Below are 17,001 nucleotides of genomic sequence, written 5' to 3'. Positions count from 1 at the left end.
ATGGTAAAAGTATCTATAATCGTTCCGGTGTATAATGTGGAACAATATCTTTCTAAATGTTTAGAATCACTTGTGAACCAGACACTAGATGATTTAGAGATTATTGTGGTCAATGATGGAAGTAAGGATGATTCAGCTCAAATTGCTCAGCGTTATGCTGTTCAATATCCCGATAAAGTGATGTATTTGGAAAAGGAAAATGGAGGGCTGAGTGACGCTAGAAACTTTGGAATAGATTATGCGAATGGAGCTTATCTCGCATTTGTGGACAGTGATGATTTCGTGCTTCCTACCATGATGGAGGAAATGTATGAGCTTTGTCAAAAACACGATGCAGATATTGCCATTTGTAATCTTCAGAAAGTGAATGAAAACGGAGAAATTACGCAGAAACTGGGACAGCTTTCTAATTTTCCTACCGTTTTTACACTGGCAGAAAGGCCTGATGCTTTTGCAGATATGTCTTATTTTGCCTGCAATAAGATATTTAGAAAAAATCTTTTCGCTCACTTGCGCTTCAGAAAGGGGTTGCATTTTGAGGATATAGAGCTTATTCCGAGGATACTGCTCAGGGCCAATACTATTGCCAGAACAGATGTGTACCACTATCAGTACTTTGAACGCACGAACTCTATTAGTAAATCTCATACTATTAGGGGGTTAGATATGTTAGAGGCGGTAGAAACGGTTACTCAAGATTTTAAAGAAAGGAATATGGCAATAGGGCATCAGCACTTAAAGTCATTTCAAATTCTTCAGGGGTACTATAGTTTTTTAGCCTATCTTGCCTTTGTAAAAGAGGAGGCTGTTTATCAGGAAATGAAGCGTAAGTTAAAAGCGTTTTTAAGAAAAAACGAAATTTCTAAGCTACAAATTTTTAATTATAAGCGATTTGGTAAAAATTATATACTATCTTTGCCATTGAAGAAAAAAATGTATTACCTTTTACATCTGTTAGGAGCCGATGGTATCATCCGGAAATGGCTGGTGTAGAATTTAACATATGGTAAAATTCATCTTTTGAGGTATTTATAGTGGAATGAATCAGTTTGAATCTTTAATCATATCATCGGGATTGTCATCATTTTATGTAAAGCTCACCTTAGGATTTTTGAGTGCTTTTTTTGTGTGTTATCTTTCCGTGCCTACCATAGTGAAGATTTCATTCAAGAAAAATTTGATGGATGAACCAGGAGTTAGGAGTTCTCACTTGAGGAAAATTCCTAATCTCGGTGGAGTTGCTATTTTTTATGCAATAGCTATTTGTGCATCGGTTTTTGCGTATGAATTATTTGATAAGTACAAGTTTTTATTTGCGTCATTGGTGATTTTGTTATATATCGGAGTAATGGATGATATAGTGGTCATGCGGGCGTATAAGAAGCTGATCGCTCAGATAGTAGTTTCTTTCCTGATTGTAGTAGGTTCAGATGTAAGGATTAGGAGTTTATTTGGCTTATTTGGTATAGAGGACTTGAACTATGTAGTTAGCGTATTGTTTAGTGTGTTTACATTTATTATACTTATCAATGCGTTTAATTTAATTGATGGGATAGATGGCCTGGCAGGAGGGTATGCCATATTGTGTAGTTTAATGTTTGGTGCCAGTTATTTCAGATTAGGAGAAGAACATTATTCTTTGGTTATTTTCTCTGCAGTAATTGTAGGAGCGGTATTAGGTTTTTTACGCTATAATTTATCTAATTATCGTATTCAGAAAATATTTATGGGAGACACGGGGTCTATGATTTTAGGTTTTTTACTCGCCTTTATGGCAATATCTTTTATTGATATTTTTATTGAGAAAGAGCCTTCTGTTTCTCAGATGGTGTATCATTTGGATTCGGCACCCGTTATTGCTGTGGCGATATTGATGTTACCTATCGTTGATACTTTAAATGTGATTATTATTCGTTTGTTTAAGAAACAATCTGTTTTAGAGGCAGATAAAAATCATATTCACCATAAATTGTTAGATTTAGGGTTGTCACATGGAGGGTGTACAGGGTGTATATTGTCTTATTACTCTTTAGCAGTTTGTCTGATATATTTTTGTAGGCATTTAGAGAATAATGTATTATTGCTTCTGGTGCTATTTATAGGTTTTTTTGGTGCTTATTTGCCTACATTTTTTAAACTAATTAAAACCAATAATAATGGATAATCTTATACAGATGAAAAATAAATTGTTTTGTCTTTTTGCGTTTTCTGTGCTTGTCTTACAGTCTTGTATTGTAACAAAGGATGTTCAGTATATGCAGCCTAACGAGAATCTTATCATTGATGAGGAAGGCTTGGTGCCTTACAATGTCCCTACTTATAGGGTGACCAAAAATGATATTTTTAATCTTAATATTGTTACCACTTCTAAGGGAGATGCTGCTCAATTTTATTCTACATTGAATGCTACTATCCAAGGGACACAAAATATTTTGCCTGGACAGCAAGGGGGAAGAGGTGGGGTAAGTGTGATAGGTAATGGTATAGGAGGAAATGCTCAGTTCTATTTTCAAGGAATAAAAGTGGATGCTAAGGGGGATATCTATGTATTTGGAATTGGCTATATCAAAGCGGAAGGTAGAACGGTAAAGGAAATTTCAGATGAAATACAGGAGTCTGTAAATCTTAATTTTCAAGAAGGAAAAAGTGAAGTAAGATTGAATTTAGATGGGATTAGATATCACATATTGGGAGATATAGAAACTGTAGGAATTACAGGGGAGAAAGTATCTCATACTCAGACTTTAAATCTTTTCGAAGCATTTGCCCAAAATGGAGGACTTAATAGAACGGTAGATAGAAAAAATATCAAAATCCAAAGAAAATTTCCTGAGGGAATGCGTACCGTTACTGTAGATGTTACCAGAGAAGATATTCAAAATTCACCTTATTTTTGGGTACAAAATGGTGATGTAATTATTCTCAATACCCGAAAAAATTCGTTCAATGGATTCGGAAAAGATCCTGTACAAACCATTACTACTGGGGTCACTGTGCTTACTACACTTTTGTCTGCATACTTAATTTTTACAAGGCTCTAAAGATAAAAATATGATACCCTCAAAAAAACAAAATGTAATGGATACCTCTCAAGAAATAGAAAGGAAGGTAGAAAATTTTTCCATTTTTGATGTTCAACATTTTATCAGAAGAATTATCAGAAGTTGGTATTGGTTTGTGCTTATGTTTACCGTGGGCTATGCTATTGCCTATGTCTATATTCGTTATTATGCTCAAAGGATTTACTCTTCAGATATAATACTTAGCGTAACTAAAAACTCTTCATCTTATAATACATCAGGTCAGTCTATTAATTTTATTTGGGGGCAAACAAATAGCACGGAAGGCATTCAATTAAAAAAGATGTTGCTTTCTCGTTCTCATAATGAAATTCTCGTTAAAGAACTGAAACTTTATGTGAATTATAAGACAGCAGGTCTTGTCCGAGAGACTTTTATGGATAAGAATGATTCTCCTTTCTTTTTTGAAATAGATGAAAATCACCTTCAGCAGGTGGATTATCCTATATTCATTACTCCTAAGGGGGATAAATATGAAATTTCTTTTCCTGGACAAGCTTCTAATAAACTCTATGATTATTACTCAGAAAGCTTTAAAAATGTAAAGTCTTTCGCTAGTCCTCAAACTAAAACCATCGCTTTAAATGAGTGGTTTGAGTCTCCCAATTTGAGATTTAGATTAGTACCTAATCCTACTCCCTCTGGACTAGAAGTTCCGAATGTAATTATCACATTAAGCACCGTAAATAGTGCAGTGAGAGCCATCGTGGGAAGTATGGAGGTAAACTTTGATAGAGAGATAGCATCCATTATGCAAATCACTAAGAAGGGATATAACCTGAATGAAACAGTCAATTTTTTGAATGCTTCTGTGGAATTCCTTAAGGACAGAAGATTGCGTGAGCAAACATTAATGGACAAAAATACCAAGGCTTACATTGATGATAATCTGGGTAAAATCAAATATAAATTAGATTCTGCTGCAGGGATTATGAACGAACTTAAAGTCAAAGATGGACTTTATGATATAGAAGACCTGGACAGAAGAGCATTAGAGCAAATTAAAGAATTAGATGCTAAGAAAGCGGAGGTTCTTCTAAAGATGAATTCCTTATCGAATATTAAAGGAACGCTCTTGTCCAACAATATTGAGAAAATTATCAGCACCAAAATGGCTGGATTTGAAGATGCTGAATTTGCAACATCGGTAACAGATCTACAGACATTACAAGATAAAAAAAGTGAAATAGAAAACATTTATCAACCTAATTCCGAGCCTATTAAGGAGATTAATAGAAAAATAAAAGAGGCTCAAAATGCAGGAGCTGGTAGTCTCAATAGATATTCCAATACATATTTAGGTGAAATAAAGAAGATAGATGATCAGATTCGTGAATTGGAAGGCAAACTATCTAATTTTCCTGAAAAAGAAAGAAAGTATTTGGATGCTAAGAGAGGCTATGAAATGATAGAATCCACCTATACGCTTCTTCAAACTAAACAGCATGAAACTCAAATCAGATTGGCATCTCAAGATTCAGATATTGCAGTAATAGATCCTGCTAAAAATATTGGACAAGGACCTATATCACCCAATATTTCTAATGTCAAGACATTTATTATTTTACCACTGTTATTACTTCCTTTAATTATTGTTCTGCTTAGAGAGTTGTTGGATAACAAAGTGAGAAACCTTAAAGAAGTTCTCAGTGTAACTAAGATCCCTTTCTTGGGAGTTATCGGTAGAAATGTTTCCGAAAATAATCTTGCTGTTATTAATCAGTCTAAATCTTCTGTCGCAGAGGCCTTTCGATCAGTGCGTTCGCATTTGAGATTTATAGGAAGTAAAAGAGAAAATAGTCAAGTATTTCTTGTTACCTCATCTGTGGGAGGAGAGGGTAAGACATTTGTTTCTATTAACTTGGCTTCTGTTCTTGCATTGGGAGGAAAGAAGACCATATTATTGGGAATGGACTTAAGGAAACCAAAAATATTTGGTGATTTTAAATTGGACAATAGTAAAGGTATTTCTAATTACTTAGTAGGAAGCGTTACTAAGGAAGAAATTATTAAGCCTACTCATATTCCATCGCTTTTCATCGCTACGGCAGGAGAGATTCCTCCTAACCCATCAGAACTCTTGATGAGTGATAAAAATCATGAATTCATAGAACAGCTGAGAGAAGAATTTGATTATATCGTTATTGACTCTCCACCTGTAGGATTGGTAACAGATTCATTTGATTTGATGAAATATTCGGATGCTAATGTCTATGTGGTAAGACATGAATATACAGAGAAGTATATGCTTAAGATGATTGCAGAAAAATATCAAAATAAAGAGGTAAGTAATTTGGCGATTGTGTACAATGATGCAGATCATAAAAATGGCTATGGCTATGGTTACGGCTACGGCTATGGTTACGGCTATTTTGACGAAGATGCACAATATGAGCTTCCGTTTTTGCCAAGAATCATAAAGAATATAAGAATGATTTTTAGTAGAAAATAATAGGCTAAGAGTATATAAAGTTTGTTTATAAATATCACTTTTGATGGTTTTTTTAGTCAAAAGTGATATTTTATAATTTTTTTTGTACTTTTAACCAATTGTTAAGAATTTTGTAAACCTAATTTTGTTTTATATTTGCATGACAGATGCCAAAGGATAAAACAACTAATATCCATGCTTTTTATGAAAAAACATTTAGCACTTGGTTTTCTTGCATTTCTACTCGGAAATGTGAGTATTTATAAAGCTCAAAGAAACGAAATAGGCGTAAGGCTAGGAGTGAATAATCTGGTAGGAGATATAGGAAATACCAATTATTTCATTCAGAGACCATTCGCTTCCGTTAAAGGTTCTGGGGTTCCTGTATCTGTAGGGGGCTTTTATAGATTTAATTTTAATCCTCAACAATCTTTAAGATTGGATGTAGGATACAATAGGATAAAATTCTATGATGAGCTTACTCAGGAGGAGTATAGAAGAAATAGAGGGACTTGGGGAAATAATAATGCCTTTGAGGCTTCGCTTTTATTCGAATACAATTTTCTGGGTATTAATAACGAGCAAAGATATGGTATGCTCAGCCCATATATTTTTGCAGGTTTTGGGGCAATGATGCATAATATATCTCAAGTAAAATTATTTCATGATTTTACTAGAGATGCAGATGGGGTAGCCCTTGCTCCTACTCACGAAGAAGATTTTGTAACCTCCTATACTTTTAATAAAACACAAAAAATAACCCCTTTTATTCCCTTTGGAATTGGGGTAAAATATAAATTTAATTATAATTGGACGGTATCTGTAGAGGCAATGCTGAGACCTACATTCTCAGACCAGCTGGATTATAGCCATCTTAGAGCGGAAGATATTAGAAGTGAGTATAGCCAAGATATCATTACACCAAGTACCAATGCTTCATTACTCCAAGTGCCAGAATATTATAATATTAGTTTACAAAGAGAAAAAGAATTCTTAAAAAATAGGCAAATAGGAGAAACCAAAGGCAAAGACTGGGTAAATAGTGTTACCATAGGATTGTCTTACTCTTTCGGGAGACCACCATGTTATTGTGATTAGTAGTAAAAATGTCATCATTTAAAGAAAAAATTAACCGAAATAATCTCCCTCAGCATATTGCTATCATTATGGATGGCAATGGTAGATGGGCGAAAAGTAGAGGAGAAGAAAGGACTTTTGGGCATAAAAACGCCATAGAAGCCGTTCGTAATGCCATTAATGCTTGTAATGAAATAGGCATTCCTTACCTCACCCTTTATACATTCTCTTCAGAAAATTGGAATAGACCTAAGGAAGAAGTCTCTACGCTGATGAACCTACTCTCAGAAACGCTCCTCTTAGAAGCGGAAGAGATTTTTACCAAAGGACTAAGGATGCATATCATCGGAGACCAAAGTAGACTTCCTCAATTGGTGCAAGATCAGCTGAACCAAGTGGTAGAGCTTACCCAAAATAATACCAAAGGAAATCTTATTCTCGCACTCAGCTACGGGAGTCAGCAGGAAATAGTGAGAGCAGTGAGGAATATAGCCCAAAAAGTGGCCAATAATGAACTACAATGGGATGAAATTAATGAAAGCACTATAGAAAATCACCTCTATACAAAGGACTTTCCACCTGTAGATCTCATGATAAGAACCAGTGGAGAAGTCAGAATATCTAACTTTTTACTTTGGCAAATGGCATATGCAGAAATGCAATTTCTAGATGTACTTTGGCCAGACTTTACCAAAGAAACACTTTTTGAGTGCGTACTGAATTATCAAAATAAAGAAAGACGATTCGGAAAAACAAGCGAACAAATCTCTACCCAATAATTTTTTAGATTGATTGACAAGATGATAAAACTGAAATATATCCCAATTATTTTATGTGTAGCGTCTGCCCATCTTTATGGACAGATTACCCCACAGGGGAATACCAATGCTCCAGCCACTACACTTCAAGTCCCTGAATCGGGAACTTATAAGCTCAAAGATATTGTAATCGATGGGGTGAAAAAATATTCTTCCGCCCAAATTCTTCGTATTACTGGGCTGAGAAAGGGAGAAACTGTAGAACTGCCAGGGCAAAAACTAAGTACAGCTATTAAAAAACTTTGGGATACCAATAGCTTCTCAGAGGTAGAAGTTCTTGTGGAAGATATCCAAGGGGAAGAGATCGTCCTTAAATTTAAACTCAAAGACCTTAAAATATTAGGTGAAGTAAAATTTCAAGGAAAAGGAATCGGTAAGTCTAAAAATGAAAAACTGGCAAAAGATAATAATCTGAAACCAGGAATGACCATTACCCCTACCTTGGTAAATAATCTGAAAAATAATATTGCCAATGATTATGTGAAAAAAGGATTCGCAGACGCATCGGTATCCATTACCGAAAAGACCAATCCTGCAGACCCATCCTTAACCGATTGGACAGTGGATGTGGAAAAAGGCAAAAGAATAAAAATAGATAAAATAGAGTTTACAGGAAACGAAAATATCTCCGATAAAAAACTTAGAAAAAAAGCATTTAAAGATACTAAACAGAAAAGAATAGGAATAGGAGGTATCCTTAAACCTTCTAAATTCTTACAAGATAAATACCAAGAAGATAAAAAGAATTTAGTAAATTACTATAACTCCTTAGGATACCGAGATGCTAGAATATTGTCAGACTCTGTGTATAGGAATAAAAATAACCAATACGAAATAGATGTAAAACTCTATGAAGGAAAACAATATTATATCGGAGATATCACCTTCGTGGGAAATACCGTTTTCTCTACTGAGTTTCTAGAAAAACTCTTAGGATACAAGAAAGGTGATATTTATGATGCCGTAGGTTTTAATAAGAAAGTAGGAGAAGATGGAGGTAAAGAAGATGATTCGGATATCCGTTCTCTCTACATGAATAGTGGCTACCTTTTTTCTAATGTAATTCCTATAGAAAAATCTATTGATGGGGATAAAATAAACCTTGAAATTAGAATTAATGAAGGGGAAAAATCAGCATGGAACAAAGTAACTTGGTCAGGAAATAGAGTAACCCATGACCATGTGGTGCTTCGTGCATTAAGAACCAAACCAGGAGATTTGTTTTCTAAATCAGATATTAAGCGTACCTACTTTGATTTAGCGGGTATGCAGTATTTTGACCCACAGGCAATAAAATATGAGCCTAAACCCAATCCTCAAAATAATACCGTAGATATGCACTGGACACTGGCAGAGAAAAGTTCTTCTCAGGTACAGCTTCAGGCAGGATACGGTGGGAATACTTTCATCGGTACTCTTGGGCTTACATTTAATAATTTCTCACTGAAAAATTTCCTTAAGCTCAAAGGATTTAAACCTGTACCTCAAGGAGATGGACAAACACTTTCCATCCAAGCACAGGCAGGGTATTACTTCCAAAACTATGGACTCTCTTTCGTAGAGCCTTGGCTTTTCGGAAAAAGACCTACCGCACTTTCTGTGGGAGTAAACCAATCCAGAATTAATCAAAATACCATTTCTGGAGATGATATGAAACTGAATATTACCTCAGTAAATGCAGGGCTAAATCGTTTGCTTAACTGGCCAGATAATTATTTCTCACTTTATACTGGATTACAGTACCAGAGCTATCAGTTTAGCAATTATCCTTTCCAATTTGGACAAACCTTGGAATACCACGGAAATGCACATAATTTTAGTATTAATCTTGGGCTTTCTAGAAATTCCGCAGGGTATGACCCATTCTTCCCTACTCATGGTTCCAATGTGGAAGCATCGGTGAAATTTACACCACCGTACTCATTATTTAACAAGAAAGATTATGCTTCACTATCCAATATGGATAAATACAAGCTCATGGAATTCTTTAAGGTAAAGCTTAAGGCAGAATCTTATAATGAAATAGTAGGAAAGCTCGTCCTTAGAACCTCTGGAGAAATGGGCTTCATGGATGGGTACAATAAACAGCTGGGAGCTCCGCCATTTGAAAGATTTTATCTAGGGGGAACGGGGCTTTTTGGGCAAAGATTTGATGGAAGAGAACTGATACCGCTCAGAGGTTATGAAAACTCTAGTACATCTGGTGCTACCTTTAATTCAGCAGATGACATTACACCGCTCGGGGGAGGAACCATCTATAATAGATTTGTGGCGGAACTTCGTTATCCTATATCTATGAACCAAACTGCAAAAATTTGGGGTCTTGCCTTTGCAGAAGCTGGAAATGTATGGAATAACTGGGGAAGCTATAATCCTTTCCAGCTGAAGCGTTCCGTAGGAGTAGGGGTGAGAGTATATATGGGTGCTTTCGGGCTTATCGGTTTTGATTTCGCCTATGGATTTGATTCGCCAATTTATAATAATACGCCTTCAGGATTTAGAACGCATTTCTTGATGGGGCAAAGTCTTTAATTTTTTGGTAAAATGAAAACTTTTTGTAATCGTTTTTTTTTCGTAGTACTATTTGTGATAGGTAGCGTTTGTACCTTTGGTCAAAAAATAGGCGTAGTAGATACCCACTACATCATGTCTCAATTACCCGAGTATAAAGATGCTGAAAGTAGACTCAATGCTCAGATTAAAGCATGGGAAGAGGATATTAAAAGTCTGCAAAGTGAATATGAAAAAAAGAAAGCAGCTTTTGATTCTGAGCGGGTATTACTCATTGGTGATCAGCTTATCCAAAGAGAAAAAGAAGTGGTAGATTTAGAAAAAAATATTAAAACTACGCTCAGTCTTCGTTTTGGTACCAATGGAGAAATAGAAAAATTAAGAACCAATTTACTTAAGCCTTTTCAAGACCAAATTTGGGAAGCGGTAAGAGTAGTATCAGAAGCCAATGGGCTTGGCATTGTTATTGATAGAAGTGGAGATGTAACCATTATTTACCTTAAAAAGAGCTATGATTATTCTGAAAAGGTAATTAATATGCTTACCAAAAATCAAAAAAAATCAAGTGCTAAAAAATAATTATATTTGCACATTAAAAATTAAAAAAATACAATTAATATTATGAAGAAACTTCGAGTTTTATTAGCATCAGCAATCATGATGCTTTCAGTAGGAGTAGTGAGTGCACAGAAAATAGCACACTTAAATTATGAAGAGGTACTTTCTTTAATGCCTGAAACTAAAAAAGCAACGGATGATTTAGATAAATTCTCTAAAACAAAAGATGCTGAACTTAAAAAATTAAGTGATGCTTGGTCTGCAGATGTCCAAAAATTTGAGGCTGAAGCAGCAAAAATGACTGACGCTCAAAGACAAGCAAAAGGGCAAGAGCTTCAAAAGACACAGCAAAATCTTCAGCAAATGCTGAATACTGCACAGCAAGATATTCAGAAGAGAAGAGAAACGCTTCTCCAGCCGATTATCAATAAACTGAATGCCGCAATAGAAAAAGCAGCAAAAGCAAATGCTTATGAATACATCATTGATTCTAGTGCTTTAATCTATCGTGGAGGTACAGATGCTACCGCCGCTGTGAAAAAAGAATTAGGATTAAAATAATTTTCCTTCATCATGATATAAAAAAGCCATCTCTTTCATGAGATGGCTTTTTTGTTTTTTAGTAGTATAGATTAAATCACGAATTTATTACTGATACTCTTATGCTCATGTACCATACGCATCACATCAGCGAAGAGTGGGGCACATGAAAGTACTTTAATTTTAGAAGAAAGTTCCGTTTTTACAGGAATAGAATCGGTTACAATCACTTCTTCCAATGCAGAATTATTAATGTTTTCATACGCTTTGCCCGAAAGTACACCATGGGTCGCCATTGCTCTTACGGATTTTGCTCCGTTTTTAATGAGGATTTCAGCCGCTTTACAGAGGGTTCCTGCGGTGTCTATCATATCATCAATCAAAATCACATTACGGTCTTTTACATCTCCTATTAGGAACATTTCTTCCACTACATTGGCTTTTTTACGCTCTTTGTAGGCGATAACCACTTCAGCACCTAGATGTCCAGCGTAATTTTTCGCTCGTTTTGCACCTCCCATGTCTGGCGAAGCAATGGTAAGGTTATCTAAATTAAGAGAAGTAATATAATCTACAAAAATGCTAGAGGCATACAAATGGTCCACTGGGATTTCAAAGAAACCTTGGATTTGGTCTGCGTGTAAGTCCATGGTCATTACTCGTGTAGCTCCTGCTGCAGTGAGAAGATTGGCTACCAATTTTGCTCCAATAGGTGCTCTTGGTTTATCTTTTCTATCTTGTCTAGCAAGACCGAAATAAGGAATTACTACTGTAATATTTTTTGCTGATGCTCTTTTGGCTGCATCAATCATAAGGAGGAGCTCTAGTAGATTATCTGCAGGAGGAAATGTAGAGCCTATGAGGAATACTCTACCTCCTCTCACCGTTTGGTCTAATACGGGCTCGAACTCTCCATCACTGAACTCTTGGAAATTAATTTTTCCTAATTCTTGTCCGTAATGTTTTGCGATTTGTTCTGCTAAATTTTTGCTTGTACGCGTAGAAAACAAGTAAGTAAGTTGTTCTGCCATTGTTCATTGAGTTTGAAGTTACAAAAGTAATAAAAATCGCTCATCTAGTAAACAGATGAGCGAAGTTATTCCATACTTTTTGCCTCACAAGAAGCACATTCTATGGGAAAGTAATTCCTGAATAATGATTAGGATTTACCTGTTGTAGTGTGGCATTGTATTTCTTATTAATGGCTTTAATAAATTCATTGGCGATAATGGCATATCCTCTGCCTGTAAGGTGTACTCCATCTAAGGAGAAAGCACCTCCTGTAACAAAACTCGCATTATAGTTGGTACCATTGTATAGTATTCCCGAATTTTTTCCAAGTTCTTCCATTTTGGCATTTGCGTCCACGAAAGCCAGTCCGAATTGCTCTGCAAGTTGCTGTATAGAATGGTTATATGTGGCTGTAGCGGTGAGTACTTCCTGTACCTCTGTTTTGGTAAGTATATGCATATCCTCTAAAGGATAAGAAATGCCGTACTTCATATTCGGGATAGGAAGTCCTGTAGGTGGAGTATTAATCACTGCTCCTGTAGGTGGAGTATTAATCACTGCTCCTGTAGTTAGGAGTACTAAGTCTTCGTGGGTAGCGTGTCTTGCTTGTCCGTAGGTTAATCCCATTATTCCTGCTAGATTAGCATTTACTCCTGCTGCGATGAGTGCGGCGGTAAGCTGTGCAGAAAGGTTGGTAAGGCTTTCATCTTTGATGAGCAAAGGATTTTTTCCTGTGGTTGCCAGCTGTATTCTATCCCCGTGTCCTAATGCGGTGAGTGCAGTTTTAAGAGGGGAGAGTAATGAAGTGTTGAGTGCCGCAGGTTCCGTATCTTTTAATGGAACAGCATTATACGGAATAGCAGTAAAGAAAGGAATAGCGGTTACATTAGGGATATTTGCAATGACCCCCTTTTTAGCCCCAGCGGTATTCATGGTTTGAATAATGGTACGAATGGTTCCTGCGAAAAGGGTAGGGTCGGTAATGTCATTTTTACCATAACCTGCAGGGTTCATATCGCCTGTTCTGTTCACACCTATGCCCCCTGAAGTAGCATAGAAAAGTACATCATTGTTCCCAATCCAAAGTGAATAGAAAGTAGGGTTTTTCTTCACAGCATCTGCTAAAACAGAGGTGTTAGCAGCACTTGCGAATCTTGCAAAATAAGGATTTGCAGTGCCATTAGCAATTCCTGATGGATTTCCATAGCCATTGGCAAGAAGGTGGAAAGTTTTCGCACCTGGAACTCCCAAATTGTTGTAAGAACCTGAAACGAAATTTAATGGACCTGCTGGTGCAGAAGGTACAGGGGTGAGTTTTCCAGATATTAGCTGCAGTGTGAGCTTACCTGGGAGTCCTAGATTTGTAAAGCCCCCTGTATTATTGGGCATGAGGGGTTGGGTAAAAGCACCTCCTCCTGCTTTTTTCATTTGCTCAGCGATGATGTTGGGATATGATTCATTCTGTCCATCAAGATACAAAGCACCATCTCTGTATCCTGCGGTGAGTGAATTTCCTAAGGAAACGAAAGTAGAAAAGTCGGCTTCTCCAGCAGTAATCTGATAATCTTTCACATCGGTTTCAAATTCTGTATTACAGCTTGTTATCGATAGAATAGAAGCCATAGCCAGTGTAGATAATATGATTTTTTTCATTGTACTAATAGCATTAAATTAAAATGGATTGTAAGAAAGTCCTAAGCCGAAATAGTAGGCTTTTGCCTTTGCCTGACCGAAGAATCCAATGTTATGATTATGGACAGAGCGGCTTTGCATAAACGCGTAGGCTCCTGAAATATCTACAGACACTTTATTAAAATTGAGCCCAATACCTCCAGTTAATACATTGTTATTAAAGGAAGGTGTTTCAGGGATGAAGTGTGCGTCATCATACGGAGATTCATCAAAATAATATCCCAACCTACCAGCGAAGCGTTTATTGAACTGGTACTGTGTACCTACTCTTATGGTTTTCGTGTTTTTAAAATTTTTCACATTGGTAACAATGGTAGGGTCTGGAGCATTTGGGTTAAGCAGTGCATGGTCAAAATCTAGGGTAAGTTGTCCATATCTTTCCCATCCTGTATAGTTAAAGTCTGCGGATATTTGCCATTTTGGAGTGATTTTATAGGTAGCTCCCAAAGTATATTCATCTACTAAAGGAAGCGTGGCTTTAAATCTATCTTGTCCATTGGCATCTAAATTTCTAATTGGGAAGAGGTAAGAAGGCATGTTAAAAGTTACCTTTCCGTTTTCTGCTTTCATATCAATAGGAGAACGATATGCCACACTTAAATCCCATTTTTCATCAGGCTGGAAATAAAATCCAAAACCGAAACCATGACCAGATGCTTCGTTATCAGAAAGGTTCATGCTGCCTCCTATTTGGTTAAGGCTTCTGTCCCAGTTAACGGAGCCTTTTGCGTAGATATAACTCGCACCGAAAGAAGCCCAGTTTGCCATTTTCACGGAGACCATCGGCTGGAAAAAGAAACTTTTCAGTTGCATCTTATCTACTATTTCATTTCCTGTCCATCCTTGTGGCCACTGAATAGTGCTTCCAAAAGGAGTAGCGAAGCTAAATCCTAATGATAAATCATCGATTACTTTGTATGCTACGGCAGCGTAAATAGGAGTTCCTAGAGGGTTTTCAGTAGAGAAATTCTCCCCCGTATTTAGGTTTTGGTAGTTGATGGTAGTCCCCACGCCGAAGCCACCTGCAGCAATGCTGAGTTTGTTAGGAATGAAAGAAATCCCTGCGGGATTAAAAAAAGCCACACTGGCATCTTGTGCATGGGCACTGGTATGTGCCATGGCAAGCTGTTTTACCCCTTGAAGGGAAACTCTAAATCCCCCAGCATAGGTCATAACGCCAGAAAGCATGGCAATGGTGAATAATATTCTTTTCATAAGAGATATGATTTTAATTACCAAAAATAGAACTTCCACAGATATAAAACAAAAAAATAGGATGATTTTTTGTAAGTGAATGAGTGTTTTGATGTACAATATGTTGAGATATGAATATATTTTTGAGGGCTTATGGTGCATTTATGAGCAAAGGGACTTTATAAAAAATATTTTAATACTTTACTGAATATGAGAGCATAAGTTATGAGTGGTTTTTATTGAGGCTTAAAATAATCTCATTGCTCTCTTCATGTTAATTTTTCCATTATCCCTATCATCAGTTCAAAAAAAAAAGTAACTTTGCGGATTAAGATAAAAAATATAATATATGAGTTGTGGATGTAGAACATCTGGAAACTCTGCTGAATCTTGCAGCACAAAATCTATTAATGGATGTGCCCAAGTAGATACTTGTGGCAATAGCTATAAATTAAGTGTATTTGATTGGTTGGCAGGTGTACAAAATCCGACCGATCAAAAATGTGAATGGGTAGAGGTTCGTTTTAAAAACGATAGAAAAGTTTTTTTTCATAATGTACATCATTTACCATTGCACATTGGGAGCGTGGTAACCGTAGAGGCCAGTCCTGGGCATGATGTAGGTGTGGTAAGTCTTACGGGGGAACTGGTGAGAATTCAGATGAAAAAGAAAAAGGTTTCTGAAGATAATGCACTGAAAGTCTATAGAATAGCTACGAGTAAAGATATAGAAATTTGGCACGAGGCAAGGGAGAGAGAGGCAGGGATAAAATTAGAAGCACGAAAAATAGCTCAAAACCTTCATCTTCAAATGAAAATTACCGATGTGGAATTTCAAGGAGATGGCTCCAAGGTTACTTTTTATTATACCGCAGATAGCAGGGTGGATTTCAGGCAGTTGATTAAAGATTTAGCTTTGGCATTTCGTGCGAAAATAGACATGAAACAAATCGGTTTCAGGCAGGAGGCATCCAAAATAGGAGGTATAGGCTCTTGTGGTAGGGAACTCTGTTGCTCCACATGGCTTACAGATTTTCGCTCTGTGAACACTAATGCAGCCAGATATCAGCAGTTGAGCATTAACCCTCAAAAACTGGCAGGACAATGTGGTAAACTGAAATGCTGTCTTAATTTTGAACTGGAAAGCTATTTGGACAGTTTAAAGGATTTTCCGCCTACCACTACTACCTTGGAAACGGAAAATGGAAAGGCTTTTTGCATTAAAATAGATGTATTTAAGAGGAAGATGTGGTTTGCGTATGTGGAACGCTCACTTTCTTGGTATGATATTGACATTGAGGATGTAAAACACATGATGGAGCTTAATAAGAAAGGGGAGAAATCACCACCATTGGAAGATTACAAAACCCTTGGTGTGGATGCTCTTATGGTGAATACAGACCTCATTCAGGAAGACCGTTTAGACCGTTTTGAAAGAAAAGAAAGGCAGAAGAGAAGTAGTAAAGGCCGAAGCAGAGAAGGGCAAAAAGGAAATCATAGGCCGAAAGCTGAGGCGAAACCTACAGCACAAGGTTCTGCCCAGTCTTCACAAGAAAGAAAGCATACTTCATCTAAACCTAAAAAAAGATTTAAACCTAAGAATAACAAAAGAAACAATGAATAAATTCTTGTGGGTAGGCTTGCTGTGTGTGTTATGTATGCAATGTACAGATTCTAAAGAGGCAGTGGAAACGCTTCCAATTAATAATTCTTGGTATCGTAAATATGAGCCTACATTCACCATAGAAGCAAATGATACTGCTGCGAAGGATATTTTTCTCATGGTAAGGAATAATGACGATTATCCTTACAGTAATATCAGATTTATTGTAACTTTACAAAAAGAGAAAGAAAAACCTATCACTGTGGATACCCTGAATTTTACGCTCGCAAGACCAGATGGCAGTTGGTTAGGGAAAGGTTTTGGAAAGGTGAAAGAATCAGAGTTGCTTTATAAGAGTAAATTTTCTTTTCCAAGCACAGGTAAATACACAATGAAAGTAGCTCAAGCCATGCGTAAAGATTCCCTGAAAGGGATAGAAGATATTGGGTATAGAATAGAGACATCAAAACCATAATTTAGAAACAT

Annotated in this window: 14 protein-coding genes; 11 read left to right on the top strand and 3 right to left on the bottom strand. The window is 36.5% G+C overall.

The window, feature by feature from the left end:
- The 9 genes from HMPREF9699_RS01110 (at position 1) to HMPREF9699_RS01070 (ending at position 11,036) form a co-directional block, all read left to right on the top strand.
- A complete protein-coding gene (locus HMPREF9699_RS01110; protein ID WP_002661669.1) occupies positions 1-993 on the top strand; it encodes a glycosyltransferase family 2 protein in 993 nt (330 codons plus the stop codon).
- 46 nt (positions 994-1,039) lie between these two features.
- A complete protein-coding gene (locus tag HMPREF9699_RS01105; protein WP_002661667.1) occupies positions 1,040-2,164 on the top strand; it encodes a glycosyltransferase family 4 protein in 1,125 nt (374 codons plus the stop codon).
- Positions 2,157-3,041 carry a polysaccharide biosynthesis/export family protein gene (locus tag HMPREF9699_RS01100; protein WP_002661664.1) on the top strand — a complete coding sequence of 295 codons (885 nt, stop codon included), beginning with the start codon at positions 2,157-2,159 and terminating at the stop codon, positions 3,039-3,041. The genes HMPREF9699_RS01105 and HMPREF9699_RS01100 overlap by 8 nt, the downstream gene beginning before the upstream one ends.
- Before the next feature lie 10 nt (positions 3,042-3,051).
- On the top strand, positions 3,052-5,532 hold the full coding sequence (locus tag HMPREF9699_RS01095) for an exopolysaccharide transport family protein (RefSeq protein ID WP_034985379.1): 2,481 nt from the start codon (positions 3,052-3,054) through the stop codon (positions 5,530-5,532).
- Between the two features lie 183 nt (positions 5,533-5,715).
- Positions 5,716-6,609, top strand: coding sequence for a type IX secretion system protein PorG (porG, locus tag HMPREF9699_RS01090; RefSeq protein WP_245946108.1), 894 nt, complete (start codon positions 5,716-5,718; stop codon positions 6,607-6,609).
- Positions 6,610-6,617: 8 nt separating this feature from the next.
- A complete protein-coding gene (locus HMPREF9699_RS01085) occupies positions 6,618-7,367 on the top strand; it encodes an isoprenyl transferase (protein WP_002661660.1) in 750 nt (249 codons plus the stop codon).
- Between the two features lie 21 nt (positions 7,368-7,388).
- Positions 7,389-9,938, top strand: a complete 2,550-nt coding sequence (gene bamA, locus HMPREF9699_RS01080; RefSeq protein WP_002661657.1) for an outer membrane protein assembly factor BamA — start codon at positions 7,389-7,391, stop codon at positions 9,936-9,938.
- A 12-nt stretch (positions 9,939-9,950) separates the two neighbouring features.
- Entirely contained in the window at positions 9,951-10,496 is a 546-nt protein-coding gene (locus HMPREF9699_RS01075) for an OmpH/Skp family outer membrane protein (RefSeq protein WP_002661655.1), read from the top strand.
- A gap of 42 nt (positions 10,497-10,538) precedes the next feature.
- Complete coding sequence (locus HMPREF9699_RS01070; RefSeq protein WP_002661654.1) at positions 10,539-11,036, top strand: OmpH/Skp family outer membrane protein; 498 nt, start codon at positions 10,539-10,541, stop codon at positions 11,034-11,036.
- Positions 11,037-11,107: 71 nt separating this feature from the next.
- Here HMPREF9699_RS01070 and HMPREF9699_RS01065 read toward each other — a convergent pair whose 3' ends face one another.
- The 3 genes from HMPREF9699_RS01065 to HMPREF9699_RS01055 form a co-directional block, all read right to left on the bottom strand.
- Positions 11,108-12,046, bottom strand: coding sequence for a ribose-phosphate pyrophosphokinase (locus HMPREF9699_RS01065; protein ID WP_002661652.1), 939 nt, complete (start codon positions 12,044-12,046; stop codon positions 11,108-11,110).
- A gap of 100 nt (positions 12,047-12,146) precedes the next feature.
- On the bottom strand, positions 12,147-13,679 hold the full coding sequence (locus HMPREF9699_RS01060) for an SGNH/GDSL hydrolase family protein (RefSeq protein WP_002661650.1): 1,533 nt from the start codon (positions 13,677-13,679) through the stop codon (positions 12,147-12,149).
- A gap of 18 nt (positions 13,680-13,697) precedes the next feature.
- Complete coding sequence (locus HMPREF9699_RS01055) at positions 13,698-14,933, bottom strand: OmpP1/FadL family transporter (RefSeq protein WP_002661648.1); 1,236 nt, start codon at positions 14,931-14,933, stop codon at positions 13,698-13,700.
- Between the two features lie 328 nt (positions 14,934-15,261).
- Here HMPREF9699_RS01055 and HMPREF9699_RS01050 point away from each other — a divergent pair, with 328 nt between their 5' ends.
- Both HMPREF9699_RS01050 and HMPREF9699_RS01045 read left to right on the top strand, forming a co-directional pair.
- Complete coding sequence (locus HMPREF9699_RS01050) at positions 15,262-16,536, top strand: PSP1 domain-containing protein (protein ID WP_002661647.1); 1,275 nt, start codon at positions 15,262-15,264, stop codon at positions 16,534-16,536.
- On the top strand, positions 16,529-16,990 hold the full coding sequence (locus HMPREF9699_RS01045; RefSeq protein WP_002661645.1) for a gliding motility lipoprotein GldH: 462 nt from the start codon (positions 16,529-16,531) through the stop codon (positions 16,988-16,990). Before HMPREF9699_RS01050 ends, HMPREF9699_RS01045 begins: the two co-directional genes overlap by 8 nt.
- Positions 16,991-17,001: the final 11 nt, after the last annotated feature.

The organism is Bergeyella zoohelcum ATCC 43767, from assembly GCF_000301075.1.
GTDB classification, from domain to species: domain Bacteria; phylum Bacteroidota; class Bacteroidia; order Flavobacteriales; family Weeksellaceae; genus Bergeyella; species Bergeyella zoohelcum.
The sequence above is the reverse complement of the archived record's forward strand: the minus strand, read 5'-3'. Positions and strand labels throughout refer to the sequence as shown.

What these genes read in the sequence shown, in the direction of transcription:
- HMPREF9699_RS01050 (WP_002661647.1), top strand. Translation starts at nt 15,262, where the DNA reads ATGAGTTGTGGATGTAGAACATCTGGAAACTCTGCTGAATCTTGCAGC.
- HMPREF9699_RS01045 (WP_002661645.1), top strand. Translation starts at nt 16,529, where the DNA reads ATGAATAAATTCTTGTGGGTAGGCTTGCTGTGTGTGTTATGTATGCAA.
- HMPREF9699_RS01085 (WP_002661660.1), top strand. Translation starts at nt 6,618, where the DNA reads ATGTCATCATTTAAAGAAAAAATTAACCGAAATAATCTCCCTCAGCAT.
- bamA (WP_002661657.1), top strand. Translation starts at nt 7,389, where the DNA reads ATGATAAAACTGAAATATATCCCAATTATTTTATGTGTAGCGTCTGCC.
- HMPREF9699_RS01110 (WP_002661669.1), top strand. Translation starts at nt 1, where the DNA reads ATGGTAAAAGTATCTATAATCGTTCCGGTGTATAATGTGGAACAATAT.
- HMPREF9699_RS01070 (WP_002661654.1), top strand. Translation starts at nt 10,539, where the DNA reads ATGAAGAAACTTCGAGTTTTATTAGCATCAGCAATCATGATGCTTTCA.
- HMPREF9699_RS01100 (WP_002661664.1), top strand. Translation starts at nt 2,157, where the DNA reads ATGGATAATCTTATACAGATGAAAAATAAATTGTTTTGTCTTTTTGCG.
- HMPREF9699_RS01095 (WP_034985379.1), top strand. Translation starts at nt 3,052, where the DNA reads ATGATACCCTCAAAAAAACAAAATGTAATGGATACCTCTCAAGAAATA.
- HMPREF9699_RS01075 (WP_002661655.1), top strand. Translation starts at nt 9,951, where the DNA reads ATGAAAACTTTTTGTAATCGTTTTTTTTTCGTAGTACTATTTGTGATA.
- HMPREF9699_RS01055 (WP_002661648.1), bottom strand. Translation starts at nt 14,933, where the DNA reads ATGAAAAGAATATTATTCACCATTGCCATGCTTTCTGGCGTTATGACC.
- HMPREF9699_RS01060 (WP_002661650.1), bottom strand. Translation starts at nt 13,679, where the DNA reads ATGAAAAAAATCATATTATCTACACTGGCTATGGCTTCTATTCTATCG.
- HMPREF9699_RS01065 (WP_002661652.1), bottom strand. Translation starts at nt 12,046, where the DNA reads ATGGCAGAACAACTTACTTACTTGTTTTCTACGCGTACAAGCAAAAAT.
- porG (WP_245946108.1), top strand. Translation starts at nt 5,716, where the DNA reads ATGAAAAAACATTTAGCACTTGGTTTTCTTGCATTTCTACTCGGAAAT.
- HMPREF9699_RS01105 (WP_002661667.1), top strand. Translation starts at nt 1,040, where the DNA reads ATGAATCAGTTTGAATCTTTAATCATATCATCGGGATTGTCATCATTT.